This window comes from Psychrobacter sp. AH5 (assembly GCF_040371085.1).
GTDB lineage: Bacteria > Pseudomonadota > Gammaproteobacteria > Pseudomonadales > Moraxellaceae > Psychrobacter.
This window is the reverse complement of sequence record NZ_JAMBMT010000006.1, coordinates 44,326-68,518: the sequence shown is the minus strand read 5'-3', so window position 1 is coordinate 68,518 and position 24,193 is coordinate 44,326. Positions and strand designations below refer to the sequence as shown.

The window sequence follows — 24,193 nt, the reverse complement described above, 5'->3', positions numbered from 1 at the left end:
CCCTTAACAAACCCTCACATTATCCTACCACCCATATATCCCTAATATTTTCCAATCACAACCTACCCCCCCTATCCTAATCAAATCAATCACACTACCCTCCCACATTATCCCCCCTAACATCATATCCAATCCGTAATCCACACATTAATCTACTATCCCTATCAATTTACACCTCCCCCTTATCACTCTCCTATTATTACTCCATTCCACCAACACAAACTTCATATAACCCCAAAATCATACACCCTACACACCACCCACCCTTTATAATACACTCATTAAAATTCAACCATCAACACTCTCCCTCTTACACCCTTCCATTCTTCTTACCTCTACCACAATCAACAACATCACCCACTATCTCAATACAAACCACCCAACCACATCCCAACACCCCAATTCCACACATCAACTCTCACAACACCATCCTCTCTCTTATATCAAAAAAACACAATAATAATAATAATTCTCTCACCCCTTTATAATATACTCTAAACCATACATTAAATCACCTCATACTAAACCCCTAACTACTTTTACATACTTCACACCACAAAACATAAACATCACAACATATCAAAACTAAACACCAAAACACACAAAAAAAAATACAACCTACCCCCCCCCCCCCCCAATACCTCCCAAACACAAATCTCTACTACTTACAACACCAATCCTCAACCCAAAAAATATACTAATACTCCATACTCTTCTACCCTATCTCCCCCTACACTCCTCTACCCATCAATCCCTTACCTTCTATCCTTTACAAAAATTACACATCACTCACCACCCTTATTCAATAAATCACTCACACCATCTTTCCCTAACAATCCTCACCCCACTCTAATCCTACTTAAAACAAATTTCTATAAACACCTCATTTATTATTAAAAATATCACCCCCCTAAACACTAAAACCCCAAAATTCAATCTCTATACATTCTTATACCAACATTCAACAAACTAACACAAACCAACCATATCATTCCTTCAATCTAATAAAAAAATCAAAAAACTTAAAAAACCCACCCATTATCCTTACCCCAATTACCACCCTTCCCCCCTCACCCATCACCAACCCTCAACTATTCACTAAATAATATCCACATATCTCTCCTTTATCCACATTCTCCCCTTTCTAAAATCATCATCACCCCAATAAACTCAAACATTAATTTCCCAATCCAACCTACCCTCCCCTAAACACTACTTTACTTCTTTACTCCAAACACCTCACCCTAATATATATTCAACCCACTAAATTATATATACATTCATACATAATTTACTCCATCCTTTCAATATCTATATCCTATCACCAAACCAACCTCTAACCTCTCAAATATATTACATCTTCTACAAATCTCTCCAATATTCTCCATATTACCCATAAACTAACAAACTTCTTACTCTTAAATCACTCTATTCAATCATTCCTTTCCCAACCCCTAGACCTATTATACACACACAAACAATCCTACAACCAACAATTAACACTACCTTTCAACAAACAAAACTACTACCCCCAAAAATTTCAAAACATCAAACAATCCACATAAATAACCAACAACTACCACCCACACAACCAACCCTAACCACTCCCACTCCACATCTTCCATCATATTCCCTCCCAAATCTCATTTCCTATACACTACTTCATTACCACAAACCTAACTATATCCTCAACACCAACCCATCACCACACAACCACAACCCCAACAACCCCACATCAAATCAACCAATATCCTTAAACTTACAATTTACCCATATCCCAAACCACACTCCCTCCAACCCCTACCAACCCTCCATACCCCCCATATACCACCCCACCCAAACACAACAAACATCATCAACAAATAAACAATACCAAAGAACCCACACCTCAAACCCCCCAAACATAACCAAACAATACCAAATTAAACCCACAAAAACCCAAACCACCATCCCCACAATCTACCAATCAACTTATAAACCCCCTCTACATCAAACCCACATATATTACCAAATAAAAAAATACTCAATCAAATTTCTACCAAAACCCCACACCACACCCCCCCTCCAACACTCAAACCCCTCAAACCACAAAAACTCACACACAACCTCCTCAACCCCTACCTCCAACCCCCAACCAACACCCTACCACTAAACAATAACCCACAAACACCCTCACTCCCCCCCCCATCACACTACACACTCAACCCTCTCAACAACCCACACCCACACCCACACCCCACCACCCCTTCACCAAACATCCCATCCTTCAAAAACACCCCTCCCCCCATACACACCTTACCCCTCCAAATAACTCTCCTCCACTATTCATTTTCAACACAAACCCCCCTCCACCCCCAATTCCTCCCCCCACCAATACCACTCTACCTCAGCACACCCTACCCACCCCCCCACTACATTAATACCCTCCCCCCTCTACCATCACATCTCTCCATTCCACCCATACCTACCTTACCACCTTACTCTCATCATTATCCCAACAACCAACCCCCCTCTTAAATCCTACTCATACAACCTTCCTATCTCTTACCCTTATCTCCATTTCCTCATCCTCTTCATCACCTTACCTTCAACCTTCAATCTACTCTAACCTACCCACCCCCCCCTACACTCTTAATACTCACCATCACATTATCACTATTCTTCCACCTACACTTTACACAAACAACTTATTATTATTCATATTTAAATCATCCTCACCCCACTTCTCCAATACTATTTTACTCCCCCTCAAACAAATAAACTCTCAAATACATTTCTCTCTCAAACAACTCACCAAACACCCTACTCACTTCACCAAACCCCACAACAAAACAACAAAACCCAACACAACCAACACACCCCCCACTTCACCCCACTCTCAAACAAACATTTAACACCCATTAATCAACCCCCCTACATTCACCTCCCCATCCCCCCAATTAACAAATCCTTCACATCATTACAAATCTCCCCTAACTCCTCAAATTTCTACCCTCAACTCCACCTAATCACTTACCTCTCACCCTCCTCCCTATCAACCTTATCATTTCAACTTTACCATCCAAATTAACCCATTATACCTTAAATAATCCCTCTATTTACTCACTAAAACCACCTTACACTCACCCCCCTTCACAACCCACTACCTAAAAAATCAAAAACACCATCTATCACACTAAACCCAAAAAAAATAAAACACCTCACCAATCCCCTACCCCTTTACCACAATACCTATAACCCCCTTCCAACCCACCACCCACACCCAAACAAACAACCACAACACACCAAATTTACCTACTTCAAACTCCCAACCCAAATCACTACCCTACCTATTATCCCACAAACTTCCTACTACCTAACACCCCACTCTCACTCCCACCAAATAAAAATCCAACCTCCCACCCAATCCCCAAACCTCATACCACAAAATATTAAAAAATTCAATCCCCAACCACAATATCCCCCAATCCATAAAATCACTACAATCAACTCCACCACCTACAACCACAACCTAACCATACCCACACACCAAATACAAACAACTACAAAACACTCAACCCCTACCATCAATTACAATCAAAAACCCCCTCACCAAAACCCCTATAACCACCAAAACACTCTACCCCTACCCCCCAACCCACTACATCATCAACCTATAAACCCATTAAACCTACTCACATACCACCCACACCCATCACAACTTAAACAACCACACTCTAAAAAACCTCATCACCACTTTCCCTACCCAAAACACCACCATACCAATAACCCACCCCTACATACCCCACCACAATCACTAACAACCCAAATCAAACTATACACCCCCCCAACATCCACTCACTAATATTCCACCAACCCCCTAAAAATTCCTACAACACCTCCAACTACCCACACTATCCAACTTTAATACTAACTAACTAACCTACCCCACCCCCCCCCCATCTAAACAACATATAAAATAACTCCATCAATCCCCCCCCCTCAAATTCCACCCCCATACCCACTTTAAAAATCCTCATAAATACAAACCACAAACTCCCCTTACCTACAAAAAATACCCTTCAAAAAACTAACCATAACCAATCAAACACTTACCCCCCACTACCCCCCCCCCCCCACCCCCCACCCCCCCCCCACACCCACCACCCCCCCCCACCCACACCCCCCCCCCACACCCCCCACCCCCCCCCCCCCCCCCACCCCACCCCCCCCCCCCCACCCCCCCCCCCCACCCCCCCCCCCCCCACCCCCCCCACCCCACCCCCCCCCACACCACCCCCCCCAACCCCCCACCCCCCCACCCACCCCCCCCCACCCCCACCCCCACCACCCCCACCCCCACCCACCCCACCCCCCCCCACCCCCCCCCCCCACCACCCCACCCCCCACCCCCCACCCCACCCCACCACCCCACCCCCCCCACCCCACCCCCCCCCCACCACCCCCCCCCACCACCACACCCACCCACCCCCACCACCCACCCACCCCCCCACCCCCCCACCCACCCACCACCCCACACCCCCCCACACCCCCCCCCCCCCCCCCCACACCCCCCCCACCCCCCCACCCCACCCCCCCACACCCCACCCCCCCACCCCCACACCCCCCCCCACCCCCCCCCCACCCCCCACCCCCCCCCACCCCCCCACCCCCCCCCCACCCCACACACCCACACCCCACCCCCCAACCCCACCCCCCCAACCCCCACACCCACCCCCACCACCCCACCCCACAACCCACCCCCCCCCACCACCACCCACCCACCCCCACACCCCACCCCCACCCACACCCACCCCCCCCCCCCCACCCCCCAACACCCCCCCACCCCACACACCCCACCCACACCCACCCCCCCACCCCCACCCCACCCACCCCCACCACCCCACCAACCCCCACCCCCCCCAAACCACCCCCACCCACACCCCCACCCACCCCCCAACCCCCCAACCCAACCCACCACCCCAACCACCCCACCCACCCCCACCCCACCCAAACCACCCACCCACACCAACCCCACCCACCCCCACACCACCCAACCCCACCCCACCCACCCACCACCCAACCCACCCCCACCACCACCCCCCCCCCCAACCAACCCCCACCCCCAACCACCCCACCCAACCACCACCCACCACCCACAACCACACCCCACCACAACCCACACCCCCCCACACCCACCCCCCCCCCAACAACCCACAACCCACCCCACCACCCCACCCCCACCCCCCCACCAACCCAACCACACAACACCCCCCCAACCCACCACCACCCCACCCCCCCACACCCCCACCACCAACAACCCACCCCCCACCCCACCAAACCCAACCCACCCCCCCAACCCAACCCCCAACCCACCCCCCACCAACCCAAACAACAACCCACCACAACCACCCCCCCCACACACCCCAACACCCACCCACACCCCCCACCACACCCACACACCCCCCAACACCACACCCCAACACAACCCCCACAACCCCAAACACAACCCCCACCCCCCCACACACCAAACACACAACACCACACACCCCACCCACACCCAACCCCACCCACCAACCCCAACCCACCCCACCCCACCACCAACCCCCAAACACACCCAACCCCCCACCCACCACACCCAACCCCCCCCACCCCCACCACCACCCCACCAACCCACCAACCCCAACCACCAACCACCAACCCACCACCCACCCACCCACCACAACCCCAACCCCCCAACACCCACCCCACCACCAACCCCAACCCACCCCCCACCACCCCCCCAACACCCCCACCCACCCCAACCCACCACCCCACCCCCACACCCCCACAACACCACCCAACACAACACCCCCCACCCCAACCCACAACCCACCCACCAACACCACCCACCCCCCCACCAACCCCCAACCAACACACCCACACCCACACACCACCCCCCCCCCAACACCCACACACCCACCACACCCCCAAACACCCCCACCCACCACCCCCCCCCACCAACCCACCAACACCCCCCCCCAACCAACACCCCCACCCCCACCCACCCCACCCACCCCCCACCCCCACACCCCCACCAACCACCACCCAACCCCACAACACCCCCCCACCACCCACCCACACCCCCCAACCCCCCCCCCCCCCACCCCACCCCCCCACCCCCCCCCACCCCCCCCCCACCCCAACACCCCCCCACCACCCAACACACCCCCCCCCACCACCCACCCCACCACCACCCCACCCCACACACACAACAACCCACACACCACCCCACCCCCCCACACCCCACACCCCCAACACCCCCCACCACCACCCCCACCCCAACCCCCCCCCCACCCCCCACCCCAACCACCCACCCCCCACCCCCACCAAACCACCACACCCCACCCCCCACCCACCCCCACACCACCCACCCCCCAACCACCACAACACCCACCCAACCCCAACACCAAAAACCCACACCCCACACCCACCACCCCCCCACCCCAACCCCACCCACCCCCACCCACAACCCCCCAACCACCCCCCACCACACCCCACACAACACCCCCACCACCCCCACCACCACCACACAACCACACCCCCCCACCCCACACCACCCCCAAACCCACACACCACCAACACACCCACCCACCACCCCAAACACAACACCCACAATCCCCTCCACACCACACCCACACCAACCAACACAAACAACACACATAAAAAATAAATCACCCAAAAAACCAACACTAACAATCTTCAACCCAAAAAAATAAAATAATTAATCTCTCTTCACTATCTTATATTCTCACAAAACAATCCCCCCCCAATACAACACCTACCAATAACAACACCTTATTCCAAATCCATATATTTAATATCCAATCCCTCACCCTATCATTCAATCATTCACCATCCTATTCCAAATTACTTCTTATCCCAAAAACCATTAATACTCAAACAATCCACCACATATATCAATCATTAAACCACATCTATCCACCTCACCTCCACCTTACATTACAATCACCTACCTACCCACCATCCACTAACAACATTCTCCCCCTCTATTACCTAAACACTCATTACAACTTAATCCCCCCCATTTACCTACTTCCTTCCTACCCCTCCATCTCACTCTAACCCCCCCCTAAATAACCTCAAACAAATACACTCACAACCTAAACTACCACACTTAAACTAAATACTATAACACAAATCTCACTATTCTTCACTTCCTCACAAAAAAATATATCTCCCAACCCTCAACCTAATACAAAAAAAATCAACAAATATCCATAACCCCTCACTACACTCCACACCCCACTACAAAACACTCCACACTCAAACTCAAACACCACCCATTACTCCTCAAAACCCAACACAAACACACTAACAACACAAAAAACACCATCAAATCCCCCTTCAACACCACCAACCACCACCCACTTAACAAACCCCCCTATCCCCTTATACCTCTTAATAAACTAACAAAAAACCCACAACCTACAAACTAAAAATAAAACCCTACAAACAACCAATCACCAACAATACTACCACATCCAAACACACTAACCACCCCTAACAAATTCACTCCCACCTCATACCCCCCACCTACTACCCACATCCTCTCATACTATTCCAACAACCTCACCTCTCCACCAAAAACCATCATCCTCCCCCAAACATACCCAACCACCACACCCCATCTCACCCACCAATCTACACAATTCCCAAAACTCCACAACAATCCCACCAACATCAAAACCACTAAACACCAATTAAATATCAAACTCATCTAACTTACACACCCACAAACTCCAACACAACCATCTCTCACACAAAACAAACACCCATCAACTACCAACAAACCACCACCTAACTACCACCACCAACACCCCCCACAAATACCCTCACAAACATCTCAACCCACACCCAAATCATATCCTCTCCCACTTACCCAACACCCCCCCAACACACCACCAACAACCACTAACACCACTATAATCCTCTCTTAAACTACTTCCCACTTTTACACAACAATCCTCATTCATTTTTCCAATTATCTCTTTAACATCTTACCCCTTCCCACACCTAAACTACTTCTATTTCACACCTCACTACTTTCAATTCTCACTACCCCCACCCACCTCCCCCCTCTATAAATCAAACTTTTTAAAAACAACTCAACACAACAATCAATACACATAAATTCACCAACACATACCACATCACCCATACTATACCATCCAACCCTCAAAACCCCAAATCAATACTTCCTAATTTCTACCTCATCACACTCCAAACAATTAATCCAAATCTAATAATCAATAACTCAACAACTACTACATCTCTAATTCCATCACCATCACCTTCTCCTCACCATCACCCACATTCAATCACAACCACCTTTATCATCTAAACATCTTAAATTAACTAAAAACACAACATCAATTCAAATCTTCTCCCACACCAATCACACACTTCCATAAAAAAACAAACAAACCAATAACTAATTATAATATCTCCCTCTTCCAACACTCCCCAACACACCCTACCATCCACATCAACATTACATCATAACCATACTAACAAACTTTACAATCCACCATCAAACTCCACTCAACTTTTTTAAAAAACCACAATCTATTCAAAAATCTTCCTAACTCATCAACCCCTCAAACCAAATTTCAAACATAACTCAACCCCTCTTTTACCATTCTCCTCATCTTCCCAAAATTAATAACTCACATACTACTACCACTACCACACATACATCAAACACATCCACAACAACCACCAAAATCCATATTAACCAAAAATAAACTAACACCATCAATTATTTCCAATTAACTTTACAAACTACTCTCACTTCATCACTATCCTCTACCTTCTCATCATCTACTATCAAATTCCTAAATTATCCACTCAATCTCATACTCTCATCTCCACTCAAACTCAAATCACACTCACCAACCTCTCCTACACCCCACACAACCCTTCAATTTCAACAAACTATCAACACCTCACTTTTATTCACAAAATATTAATATTAAACTTCAAATTCAACTCAATCTAATACATCTCAAACCCTCCCTTCCTAACATATTCTATCTACAAAACATTATACTCACAACTTCAACACTCCTTCATTATACAATAATCTCAATTTCATCTCCTTAATCACCTTACATCTTATCAATTATTTATTAAATCTAACAAACATTATCTACTTAAACACATCAAAACACAACTACCTTACTCACCTTACCCTCACACCCAACACCCAACTACCACCACTAAACCCCCAAACTTCCCTACTCATCAACATCACCCATCCCCAACTTCTCCAATCCCCTTATCACAACACACTCCAAACACAAAATCTTCTACTCCATTACCTTTCTCTAATATCACCTCAAAATACAACCACCATCCATACACACAACTCATAAAAAAAACCATCTAATACCAACACCAACTCCAACCACACCACAAAACTCCAACATCAAAACTTAACTCTTTAAACATACTACCTACTCATACACCATCAATCCCTCACCTACTCTTCAACCAATCATCACACCCTATCACCCCAACCTAAAACAACTACCTCAATCCCAAATCATCAACCCCCCCAAACCACCCAAAACTCATAAAAAATCTAATACCCACAATCTCTAATCTACACTCCCCCACCACCTTCAAATCACCAAACCACAATACCACACACACTCCACAAACACCACACATCACATAACCACCACTACACTCCTAACTACCCCACAAACACCCACCAACACTCTACCACAATCCATCTAATCCCCTACCCCACCTACACTCCACCTAATAACAATCCCCACCAACCACACTCACAAAACCACACCCCACACCACTCAAACCACAACCCTACCACAAAATTCTTAACAACCCCTCCTCCATATAACCCAACCACAACCTCATATAATCAAAAAAATCAACAATAAACAAATCCAAAACTCAACCTCACCCCCTCCCATAACCCCCCATAAACACCAAACCCTCAACAACAACACCCAACCCACAACCCAAAAACATCTAAAACCAAACACAAAAATACCCACACTCCCCAACTCAACAACACAAACACCCATCTACAACTTACAAACCCCAAAACCCAATAAAATCCAACTTCAAAACTCAAAACTACACCCACTTAAAACACAAAACAACTCACCAACCATAACACCACCAACATACCTACAAACACCCCCCAAAACAACAAACCATACCCCATCATTTACTACCAAAATCATCAACTCAATTCCTTACTATCAACTACACCAAAAAAAAATTAAATAACCCTAATATAACACTCAACATCCAACCACCCCACACTCAACTCACCACCTCAACACCCCAAAACAACCAACCAACCACACCCCCCCCAAACAAACAATAAAAACCTATAATAACATACACCCCAATATACCATACACAACACCCCACACCCACCAACCACTACACTACAAACCAACACATCCAACAACCAACACTCAAATCTTCAAACCATCATCACACCTCTCTACACATAATACCACACAACCTCCACACCCAAACCAAACCACACCCACCCCAAACCACACAACACAAATATTCTTCTCGCACTCCACCCCCCCATTAATTCAACACAACAACTACCAACCAAACATATAACCCCTAATCCCAATTCCATCACACTCACACACCACAAACATCCCCTCTCCCCCCACCCAACCACAAAACCAACCCAACCCCACCCCACCCCCACACACCCACAAACACAACCCACCACACCAACACACCCCCCATCCCAACACCCACCCCCTCACACACACCCACAAACACCCCCCCACCACACAACCCAACCCAACCAAACACCCCACCACCAACCCCACCACCCCACCTACCACACACCCACCCACCCAACCCAAACACACCCACATCCACACACCTCAAACCCCCAACACACCAAAAAACACCCCCCAACACAAACACACAAACAACCCCACCCAACACAAAAACACACCAAAACAACACCCCACTTAACAACACCTATCTTCATCCCATACCTCCCCACCCCACAACCATCCCCCACATCAACTACATCTACACATTACAACAACACCAAACTATCCCAACCACCACCCCAACCCCACACCAACACCACACACAAAACAACACACACCCACAACACCAACCACACACCCAACCAAACACCCAAACCAACAACACCACACACAACACCACAACAACACCACCACAACCCAAAACCCCACCCACCACACCCACCAACACCCACCACACCACCACACACCCCCCCACACCCAAAACACCACAACAAACACAACAACCAAACAAACAACCATCCAACACAAACACCACACAACCAACACAAACAACACCAACCACCCACACCAACACACAAAAACACAAAAAACACCCAAAACCAACACACCACCACCAAACACCACCACCCACCCAACCACCCAAACCCACAAACAAACCCACCAACACACCCACCCCAAACACCAACACCCACCCAAACCCCAACCACCCCACCCACACCCACAACACAAACCACCACCCAACCACCAAACAACAACACAAACACCCCACCACAAACCCCACACCACCACACCCAAACCCCCAACACCAACACCACCAAACCCCACACAAAACACCAACCCAACACACCCAAACACCAACCCACCACAACCAACAAAACAAACCACACACCCACCACAAAACCACACACCCACAACAACCACCCCACAAACAACACCACACCAACCACCACCACCACAACACACCCACCAAACCAACCCCCCCCACAACACCACAACACCCCCCAACCACCACACACCCCCCACCCCACACAACACACCACCACCAAACACAACCCAACAACCCCACCACCAACCCACACAAACCACACCCACACAAAACCACCACACAAACACCCAACCCCACAAAACACCCACCACACCACCCAACAAACCCCACCCAACACCCAACCCCACCAAACCCACACCCAACAAACCCACACAACCCACCCACAAAACCCAACAAACCCACCACCACCAACCCCACAACCACCAAACACCAACAAACCACAAACAACACACACAAACCCACCCAACACCACAAACACAAAACAACCCCAACACACAACACCACAAACACCCAACCAAAAAAACACAACCAACACCACACACCACAACTCACAAACACAACACCACACAACACCAACAAAACACATCCCATCACAACCACCCAACACACCCACCCACACACACACCAAAAACCAACCCCAAAACAAACTAATTACTCAACCCACCCCTACCAATACAACAAAACAACACATAACAAAACCAACAACCATAACCCAACACCCCAACACACCCACCACAACACCAATACAACCATAAAACCACCACCAACCACCACACACACCACCCCAACAACACATCCCCCCCCCAACACTCCCCACAACAATACACCCCCAACACACAACAATCCCACAACCACCCACCCTCATAAATCAAATACCCCCAACAACCCCCACAACACACCACAAACCCACACACCAAACAAAAAACACAAACCCCCAACCCACCACCCCCACCAAACCCCCCAAACCAAACCCAACACCCACTACACCAAAAACTCCATAACCCCCCCCAACACAAACACCCATTTAAAAACTAACACCTCACTACAACAAACCCTCTACAATATATCACAAAACACATAAAATAAAATGAATCTATAACAAAAAAACACACCCCCTAAAACCCCCTTCACCATCATCTAAAAACCTAAAACATAAAACTCAATACCACCACAACAAAACCACTCAACATTTACACAATCTCTTAACTCACCTTAACACTTTAAAATAATCACACTACCACCCACCATCACTCCAAAAAATTCTACAACCTCAACATACCCCAATCCTCAACAAACACATTATATACAAACTCTAATATTTACCCTCATCTTCTCCAAATTACCACAATTTACCATCTCCTAACCTTAACCAAAAATTAACCACATCACTCACCACCTCTACACTTTCATAATCAACTCACACCATCTTATCCAAACAATCTCACCAACTATCCTTATTAAACAAAATTCATTAAACCACCCTATTATCACCCCCCTTCAATATAACTCCAAAACATCTCAATCATCTATACCAACTTCTTATTAACAAACTTAAACTATATCACCATCCAAAACTATATATTAAATCATATATCAAACAAACTCCTCTAAAAAACTTAAAATACCACCACATTATCCTTACCAAATTCACAACCCTTCCCCCCCTCACACCCATACAACCCTAATACTTAATACATCATATCCACATATCCTTTCTATTCCACAATTAATCCTCTTTAAAAACTCTCAATCCACCAATAACAACTCAAATTAACATTTCAATCAACTACTCCCTAAAATAATTATTCTTACTCCAACCACCCTCCACCCCCTAATTTTATTCAACCCACACACATAAAACTTATAATAATACATTTCCATATCATTTAATATCCATTTTCCATAATACTACTAATAAAACTAAAACAAACAAATAAATAATTCCTTTACACATTCAATCATTCCATTATTACCCTAAATACACAACTTCCTTCCCTTACTATCAATATTATTCAATCTCTCCTTACCCCCAACCTATTTCCCCATTTATTCCACACAACTAACATTCAAACTACTAATTCCTTACAATCCTCACCTTTCAAAAACAAATATCACTAACAACATCCTTCACTTCACACCAACCCTATACACTATATCAACTTACTCTAAAATCTCTCACAACCCTCACCAACAAATACCTAACACCTCCCCTTCACATATTCAATCCTATAACTCCCACATACTCCATTTACTATACACTACCTCTACATTTCATCACCCAAAATAACTTCAATATCCTATTCTTCCTCTCCTTCCCAAATACCCTATTTCCACACCCTACAATCCCCTACATAAACAATCAAAATACAAACATTTATCTTAACTTTACTATTTCTCCATTAAAATCCACAAATCAACAAATAACATCTCACAAAAATACAACATTTCCCCCCTATTCGAAACCAACCCCATCCCAAAAATCTCCCCTTTAATCCTTCTCAAATACAACCTTATTATAACTATAAACATAATAACAAACACCACTCCACACCCCCCCAAGTACACTACACCCCAATCAAATACCATACCACTCAGAAAAACCACTTCTACATATAAAAAACTCCAAACACTTCCCCATTTACATTCTAATATTTTCAATAACTACACCTCCCTCAAAATAATATAACAACTTTTGTACCAAATGAGCAAACTCTTTAGCAAATATTTCCCTCCAAAACCCCAATACAACCAACTCATAATACCCCTAAACACGCTACAAAAACTCAAAAAAATAATCTCAAATTATTCTTCTATACAAATTTAGAACATCAACAAAAAATTCTTCAAAACCTACCCTTTTAGATCTAACAACTCTCCAAAATCCCCCCTGATCAACTCTCATCTATACTCGGAAGATCATTTCTAACATATAACTCATAAAAAACTCATCAAACAGGATCGTTAATCCATGAATATACATTTCTCCCCCATCCAAAAAAACATACGAACTTACCCTACATAGTGTCTTTATGATCACAGAGTGGCGCGGTCATAATATACAACTTACTCAACAAAGCCGCGCCCACTGCCACACAACTACGACCCTACGCGACCCGCTATAGCTTATCCATGCAACAAACACTTCATGAATGTTTAACGAGCGGAGTAATGCAATGGAGGACATGGTCATAACTCGATACTGTTTATTAGTGTAGAGATGATGGATTGTATAAACCAATCCCCCCAGCTTCATTGAATGTCGTGTCAACAGCTAAGTAGAGGGGTAAAGGACGAGCACTGGGCGCTTCCAGAGGATGATAACGGGACGTCAGGAATCTATAGTGAGGTACGCGTTAGCTCAATAACACCCCCAAAAGTATGAGTCTTTGTGTAATGATTTATGGCTGCTTCGTGACGGCCATACCGCTCTGGGTATCTTTATTCCGGTGGTCCGGTTGCGATGCTGGGTTTGCCTGACAGATCACAACTGCGCGCGAATTGCTACGTGGGGTCACGACAGGATTTATTTGTCTTACTCGATTTGTCATGGGCAGCGCTTACTAGCGCTAATTTAGAAAGTCTGATAGCAAAATGCAGACGTACATAAGGCGCGACTTAATTTTCAAGGGTATAAATGGTTGCTTCCCAACCAGTATGGATAGAAATGCAAAAATTGGTTATTATCAGGACTATGCCATGGCTACTTTGCAGAAAAGTTAGAAGATTTGGGCGTCACGATTAGCATAAGCTTGCCTCAGGTCAGACGCATCAGACAGTAAGTGATTTCTCAGGTGATGGGAATTAGCGGTAATGACTTTGGAAACTATGAGGTGTAAGGCTTTGTTGAAAGAGTGGGCTAGACGTTTTATAAGGTAATAGGCATAAAAAACCGGGACGATTAAATAGTTCCGTTTTTTGGATTTTTTATAATGAGCTGATATGTTTCTTTTTTTTTGTTTCTATCGATAATCTGACAGTAAAAAGCGGCTCAATATTGTCAGTGTACCAACAGGCACTCTACCACTTACTCTCCTATATTTTTAATACTCTATCCTTTTTGGGTGTAGATAGTCGACTTTAAGACAATTACTTTGATCGTCACGTCAACGTCGTGTGACCATCTTTCCGGCAGTAACGTTCTAAATTAGCGATAGAACCCCTCCATTTGTATTTTGAATTCAGAATACTCTGCCAAATTCTACGCTGTACTATTTTGTGGCTTTTTTTGGACTTGCACTTAATATCTGTGCAAAAACTAGCATGTTTTGATGTGTATTGATTCGCAATAATACAGTCTCTTAAAAATCTCAGGTTTAATCGTCAAAAACTCTATAATTTGTATTTATTAGCTTTTTATCGATTAAAAAGTAATCGGCTTTGGCTCATTGACTTCTTTAAAACAAGATAAATCCTTAAACCCGTGCTCTCATCAATTTAATAGCCGTAAAAGTACACATTCACCATTGCTATGCTTGCCTCAGCTGTATAAAGGTTTCTAACGTCGATATGTCCTCACGTACATACTGAATCATTAGGTTAGAAGTCTGAGCAGGTTTTTTACGAGCTGTCAATAGGGGTAAGTCTTCATCATCAATGCTCAAAAATGTACCATCCCGGTTGAAAATACTAACGTTGATAGCTCATCTATTCTTTTTCTTGAGTGCTAAATCTCAACGCTTTTAGCATTGTTATGTTCTGAGTTGTGACAATAGTAACACCGTTTTTGGCAAGCCTCTACTAAGACATTAGCTAAAATAGCCTGCCTTTCAGGGAGTAAGTTAGAATTCAGGTCGTCAATAAAACACAAATGAGCCTTTATTAATGATGTTCTTGTAAGACTGAATGAAATATACAATATTGGTTCATACCAAATGAAACTTGCTTTTCTAGAGATGTTTGACCTTTACTATTTCAAGGTTAAGTCACTTTTAGCGGCTTTAACTTACCTCTGTAACTTTGCTTTCTAGCTCATCAGCACATTTGATTCATAAAGTCAGTGCGCTCTCATCTTTGAAGTTAGCAAATAAGAGTTCTTTTAGGTTCGAGGAAGTGTTTTGAACACCTGTCAAGCGTTCTTTACCTAATTAAATAGAAACCATATTTTTAACATTGTCTTTGTTATCGAATATCGGTATTAATTTCCAATAAACAGCGAGGATTCAAACATATACACGAGTTGACTTATTATTATTAAAGCTTTTCTTCGTGAAAAGAAGCTTCACAGTGTTATCTTTTGAAATATAATCTTAATTTTATTTTTTATATTAACATATTCTTTTGACTCCTTTCTTCATAACATACTTATTTCTGATACTTGAAAGGTTACTTTTCAACTATTTTCATATTATCTTTTTAATTTTTATATGTAGTGTTTAGGCTCTTCTATAGCGAATGTAAACATATCAAGATTATTAGATAAGATTCTAGTAGTATATTTCAGTATTAAAAATATCATAAATCTTTATTGATTTTTTGTCTTTTACCCTAGCTTTCAAATGAGTTTACAACGTAGAAACAAAAGCATCTTTAAAGAGTTTTATAGAATTTTTCTGTACTCCTCAAAGGTTTTCTGAATTACGTATATCATCGGTTTTATTGTACTCTTTTAATGCATGCTAGTATTCCTTACATGTTCTTTCAGATTGTTAGTATCTAGCTTAGTACATTAAACTCGTGAGCCTATAAAATCGGTGAATTCTAGAAATTTTATTATTTAATGTTAATGTAATAGTTTAATCATTAAAAAAAATTAAGGATAGGTAACATTCAGTATTGAATACAAAAACTTAGTCACGAAGCTCTTCCTGTACATTCTCACCTGCAAGAATAGTTTAAAGGCTGATAGTATTATCAGCCTTTTCAATAGTCCTCTAAGTTGTCAATGTGTATGTCTTAATTCATCGTAGCTTCTAATTTGTTAAGGCGGTATTATTTGGAAGGTTAGAATTTATTATCTGTTACCTTATATCTACCGTTACGTAAGTATTTTAAAATCAGTTGAACCTATCACCATATATAACTCACGAGCACTCACCAATCACCGCCAATACCTTTAGTCAACGTGTCTTCATCGGCGGCAATATCAATACGATACACTCATGCGCGTGCTTATAATCGCTATATCGACACCAGGAGAAGTACTCACTCGGCACCGATAAGCGTGCCTTTTTCTTTTAAGTCTCAGTAGACGGCGCGGCCTGCCACATTTTACTATATGGGATTTAGATTCACCATTTCACAAATCTTTGCTAGCAGCTATCTAATATTAGAGCCATCGATAAAATGACCACTAAAGTCAGCGTCTAATAACCGTACGTACATAAGCCCACAGCTAACAGCCGTGAACCCGCGATGGTAAGCTTTAACAGTCATACAACTTAATCACATTTAAAGTCGCGCCAGGACAGCAACACCGCATTGCGATAAAAGCACGCTTCAACGATTGTCTTGAAAGGAGTTCCTATGACATCGTATATTACGATACAAGTATCAAGTATATATCAGACAATACAGAGAACCACAAATATCCTCGTAGGATGCCTAGCGACGTATATCTTTTTATGTGTGGAACTTAAAGCTTAACGTTCGCTATTTTTTTAAAAGCCTACCTTAGACTCCAATTTTACAACCGCCCAAGTATCTGAAAATAAAAATAGTATTATCTCAGCTCATCTATCCTATCAGCTCTTCATCACTCAAATGGTATAAAAGTTTTAAACTTTCTTACAATCTCTGTAATATAACCCTATTTTATAACTGATTTGAACCCGCGTAAGCTATCTTAACCTATACCAAGTTTTCTTTAACAAACGTGCAAGCGTGTATGAGGTTCGTTAGATTATTATTTTAACATAATCAGTATTTAGTTTTTGTTTAAAGTATAATATATTAATATGCATAATTACTAGACGTAAAACTGATTTATCATCGATAAAAAAAACGTCACTGGTTGAGCAAATACCAAAGTGCCCCCCACAAGCTAGCCTACAACAAGAACTCAGATGTCGTTGCAATTCTTCAGACAACCGCGGACACTTTATTATTCAAGAATCAAACCTTTTACTGGAAAAATCTTCAATCCACTCCACTGCGACACTCCAAGCCGATAAACCATGGACATCAGAATCATTTCAATATGCACATCCAATCTCGACATATATACTCTAGCTTTCTAATGTTTTAGCTTTAGATGCAGTAGGTATATCCATATTAAGACCATTCCTAAACATCGCGCAAACATTTCTTTACTAAATCGATAAGAAACATAATTATAAATCATTTAGTAAACCAACCATCCAACCACAACCTTCCACTCCTTTTTTAAAGATACTCTAACATCTCCTAAAAAAAAAAACAAAGAGTGAAGCAGCCATAGTCAACTCAATCCACAAATAAAACCTACACATTCTTAATCAGTAATCAATAGACGCCTTGAAGGCTGTTTAGCTCGACAATTAGCTGGGTTCAAAAAAGACGCAGTCTGGGTTGCCATGAGTCGCGGTTTACGAAGGTACAAGGAACACTATCAGTTATCAGTCACCGCAGCCAGTGGGAATATAGATATTAGCGGATAGGCGAGATCCTCCCCAAAAACCAAAATCCCTAAACTGCAACCCGAACGCTCGACCAAATGATATAGGCGGGCGTTTTTTAATAGATAATACCCTTTACCTTGCCATTTGCTATAATAAGGCGCACTTTCACGCCAAAATAAAAACTCCTTACTCAAAGGCCCCCCGGTACATAGAACTACTCCAAATTTCGTCAGTCCAATTTACCCCAGCCCACTGGAATCTCGCAAATTGAAGCGCTAGGGCTATGCGCTAAAGCGAATTCAGCCAGTCACCATGCTAGCGTGGTAATCCTGCAAGATTGAGTCGGTGAATGAGCTGTTTTATGCTGGGACCTAATCGAGAGCTAGGCATTATAAAGATACAGGAAGCGAAAAGCCCCATCCATCACGTCAATTTGCATATTAAATCACAACTTGTGGTTGTGTGTGTTTTTGTGTTTTTTTTTGTTGTGTGTGTGGGGTGGTTTGTGTAGATCTCCACAATAGATGTCTTTGGTCAGCCTTCTTCAAGACGTCAAAAATATATCCAATTATCTCATAACTAATCGCTTGACATGCCTCGCAGACTGCTTTTTTCTATTTCTTTCACTTGGATTGTGGTGCTTTCGTGACGACACAGAGCTATATCTAAAGTTGACACAATCTCTACTACGCAACTCTGGAAAATATAGGCTATTATCGATGTGCATGGTCGAAGGTCAGCCATATAGCCGCGTTATTGCCACATATCGAGAGTTCACGCAAGGGTAAGGCGATTGACTGGATTTAACAAGATCTAGATTTATTAAGATGGCGTTCGAGAATAGCCAGCGCATAATAAGTGCCTTATGGGCGCGCTTTGCTGTTCGCGTGACCAATCGACGTTAAGAGTGACGCTGAGAAATCCGCTCGGTTAGCTGAGCAATTCGCCCAAGCTCATTAGTATACCGCTTACTAATCGAAATGCTATGTTATTGCCCAACCTCTCAATATTATAAACCTACCGCTCCACTGAACATGGGAGACAAAACATACTTAGCATTAGATAAACTAGAAAGGTCTTCGGAAAGCTTAAGGGTATTATCGTCGCGACTCTGTCTTAGCACTGTAACTGCTGGTTTCAGCTCATGAATGCAGAGTGATTTAGCTCCCAAAGTTTTTGTGCACCGCGATTTCGCGTCACTTGTAGAAGATGACGAATCAATCCACACACTTAAGAGAGAATTAGCCTATAATCAGCAGTCAAGCTAAGACAGCCCAGTTACCCTACTTACAAGGGATTGTGGAATATCCGCTTGTTATTCATAAGCCAGGGGTGCCGAATAATTGTGGTAGTTGTTAAGGGATTTGCCGAATTAGCACCTCTGCGTAGTATGAGACATAAAGAAAAGGACACTCTCTATCGTGCCGATCGATAACTTCTTCCCTGGAACGATATTAGCGCTTATAAGCACGCGCCAATGAGTTTAAATTCGTTAAGATTATATGCGCGAAGAAGACATAAGTGACACACGAATATCTGTTCAATGGCGTATTGTACTAGAGTAATAAAATTGTGTATTAGTACCATAACAGATTTAATACTTACGAAGGGGATACGAAAATGAAACAGAAATAACTTTAAACTTGCAACACAAATCCGCATTAAACCCACATTTAGGAGCTACGATGAATTTATATGATCAAATGAAAACTTAGGAGCTATTAAAAGGTTAACTTCTAATCACGCTTAAAACAATTCCTATCCTTAGCGCCTTTACCATTCGGTCGCAACTATACAAAGATTTTAATTACAATAATTGATGTAACATATCTTCGCTGTATTTCTTTTAATGAGTTGCAACTTACTCAAACATTCTACATTACCTAATAATTATTACTAGAATTATCTAATTATTTAGGTCTAGGAGGGTTTAATAGAACGAAAGCTGTATTTAATAATGCAATCTAAAGTACCATGTTTAGCGGACTTACTGCATGACTATAAATGAGATACACCCACCACTAAAGTAAATAGCTAAAAGAAACCTTTGAGTAACAAAAAATTCTATAAAACACTCTTTAAAAAGAATCTTTTTTCAGACGTTGTAAATAAATAGAAGATGCAAGGTAAGGAACAAAAAAAATAAAAGATTTATATAATTTAATACTGAATATATACTTACTAGAAATAAATTCTGAAATAAATCATGAATATTTAACAATACGTATATATCGACTAACACACTACATTATAAAAATTAAGAATATAACAAGTGCAATTAGATGAAAGTAACAATCACAATAACATAAACCGTCTTATTAGATGTGAAAAAGGATTCAAAAGAAGCCTTTAAACCTATAAAAAATTAATTATATTAATTTACAAAGCAAACTCTGTGAAGGCATCTTTTCACGACTGTAAAGCTGTAAATTAATAAAGTCAATCGTTTTATAAATATTGAAACACCTTTAATTATTCGGAAAAAAAATAGATTATCGGATAAACAAAGACAAATATAACAAAATAAGAACTCATATCCAAATCTAACTAACCTGTTGACAGTGTTGTTCTAAACACCATCTCGCCAAAAGCAAATTTAATAGCATAAACCTTCCCTACTGGAGAGCGCCCTGACTATAAATCACACCATTTATCATCTAATCCTCAATATAACCAAGTGTGGAACTATTAAATCCGACAAAATAGTATTCACCAATTCTGAATATTACATGTCAAATCATCTCAAAAAAGCTTAGATAATCCTTGGTATTGACCATACATTTAAAAAACACTCGTGCCTACGCAAGAACATCAAAAATAAGGCTCATCTTGTTTAATATAGACGTAGCCTGAATCTACTAAAAACCATACACCCGAATTGCAGGGACTATAACTCCTCAGTCATGTCGAGCTTGCCAAAAACCGTTTGTTTCACCGTTAATTGTTCACAACTTCACAGTCGCGAAAAAGCTAAAAGGTATGAGATTAGCACACAAGAGACAAGTTCAGCTATTAAGCTAGCACTATTATTTTTCAGACCGAATTTACATAATAGCCGTAATCTATCACACCACTCCCCAATATATCCGTCTCCTAAAACAAACAAACTTTCACGAGTACTAACTATCACACATTCTTGATGATCTAACCATTTAGTGGACATATAACGACTTTGGCCCATTTAAACAGAGTGATTCTGCATAATCGATGTTGACATGTATTATACATTTACCTTCTATAAATTATGAGAGCAGCGTTATAAAGGGAAATTATCATTGAAATCATGAATGTAGATGAGCCAATCTGAAACCTTAAACACTACAACCACTAACTCATAAACCAACACTATTAGCTTCAAACCCATCTTCTACTAATAGACTTAAAAATCATAAACTCACACACTAAAGAATGATCAGTTAAGCAAGATAATCGAGCACTGTCCAAAACCTCCCTCCCACCCACGACCCGGTTCTCCTGTTAGGGCATAATGTGATAGCATGAATTCAAAAACAACAAGGATGTGTTCAACGTTAATTAAGAACTTTCAGCCTTACAGGCATGTACACCACGGTTCCAAGGCCAACCACAGGAACTAATTACCAACCCGACCTCACATACCCACGCTCTAGAGGATTAATAAATAATCAAGAAGGTATGAATTGTTGTGAGATCTTATTAGAAACACATACAATATTGAGCGCTTTAACTAGACAGATTAACTGTTAAAATACACAAAAAACAAGATTTGAAACATATCAGCTCAATAAAAAAAATTCCACAGTTGACACTTATAAATAGTCTTTTTTTAAACGCTTATTACCTATACTGAACACGATCTACACCGCCCAGCTCTTTCAACAAATCTTATCACTACATATAAACTAAGACAAACTTCCGAAAAATTGCCAACACAAGGATCAGCTTCTGTACCAATATGTCCTCTGTCCTGAAGTCAATCTTATTGTAAACGTGGCTCCCACACATCTATACTCACTTTTCATGCACAAAGGAACAGTGCATATGTCCTGGACAACACCTCCACAATTATTCATTATGCATATCATATCGTTTGTCTTCAACCAATATAAACCATTCAATACACTTCTCTGTATCATGTAGTTATCTACTGTGCAATTGATCAAACACTTGACCTTACAAACAATCTCTGTCACAACCTATTTTCCCAACCCCCACTCTCATTCCCCACCAAACTAAACATTTACCCCTTCTACTCAAACTCCTCAGTATTAACACAACTGCAACCCCTGCATCACTATCCCACCGTTACAAAATAATCGCCTAACTTCGAAAATTTCCTTCAACTATAAGCCTATCATACTCCTAAACATCTTCTCAAACTTAATTAGTGTTAATAACTCAACTGTGACACTAATCCACACACTAGATTTTCTATGACGTCTTATAATCACACTGCATCTCATTCCTCCTCCTTTACCGTGCAATCACCTTACGTGCGTGTACACCTACTCCTAGCAAATGCCCTCAAATTATAGTCAACTGTAAATCATTTACACAACACATACTAATAAAACGTAATACTACTTACACATACCCTATCATCCCAATACAGACCATCTTCACTTAACATCCCCAAATCAAATATAAAATCCATATCAGTCTTCATAACACTTAAAAGACGAATTTTTTATAATCTATATCCTCTGCTATAATTATAGATCTTCCCAAATCTTTCACTATTACCATCCTCCCAACAATATTCACTCTCCCAATTAGTACCATAATCCATAATCCATACAAAATTCAAATTCACATAACACTTCAATAATCTCCTAACTCCAAAATAACTTAAAAACATAATAAATAGTAATAAATATACACCACTCTATACCACACCCTCACAATCTCAAATTCACAAAATATACACACTACCCCCACCCTCTTTCTCCTCAACTCACTATTCTCTTAAAAACACAAACTACCTCCAAATACCTATCTCCACCCACACTACATCCCCCACAACC

At 42.6% G+C, this 24,193-nt stretch carries 2 protein-coding genes; both read right to left on the bottom strand.

Features of this window, described 5'->3' with window-relative positions; translation table 11 throughout:
- Positions 1–1,502 precede the first annotated feature (1,502 nt).
- A complete protein-coding gene (locus M0N77_RS13125) occupies positions 1,503–1,628 on the bottom strand; it encodes a hypothetical protein (RefSeq protein ID WP_353105686.1) in 126 nt (41 codons plus the stop codon).
- A gap of 14,493 nt (positions 1,629–16,121) precedes the next feature.
- Positions 16,122–16,256: a hypothetical protein gene (locus M0N77_RS13120; RefSeq protein WP_353105685.1), complete on the bottom strand. Its 135-nt coding sequence runs from the start codon at positions 16,254–16,256 to the stop codon at positions 16,122–16,124.
- Positions 16,257–24,193 lie beyond the last annotated feature (7,937 nt).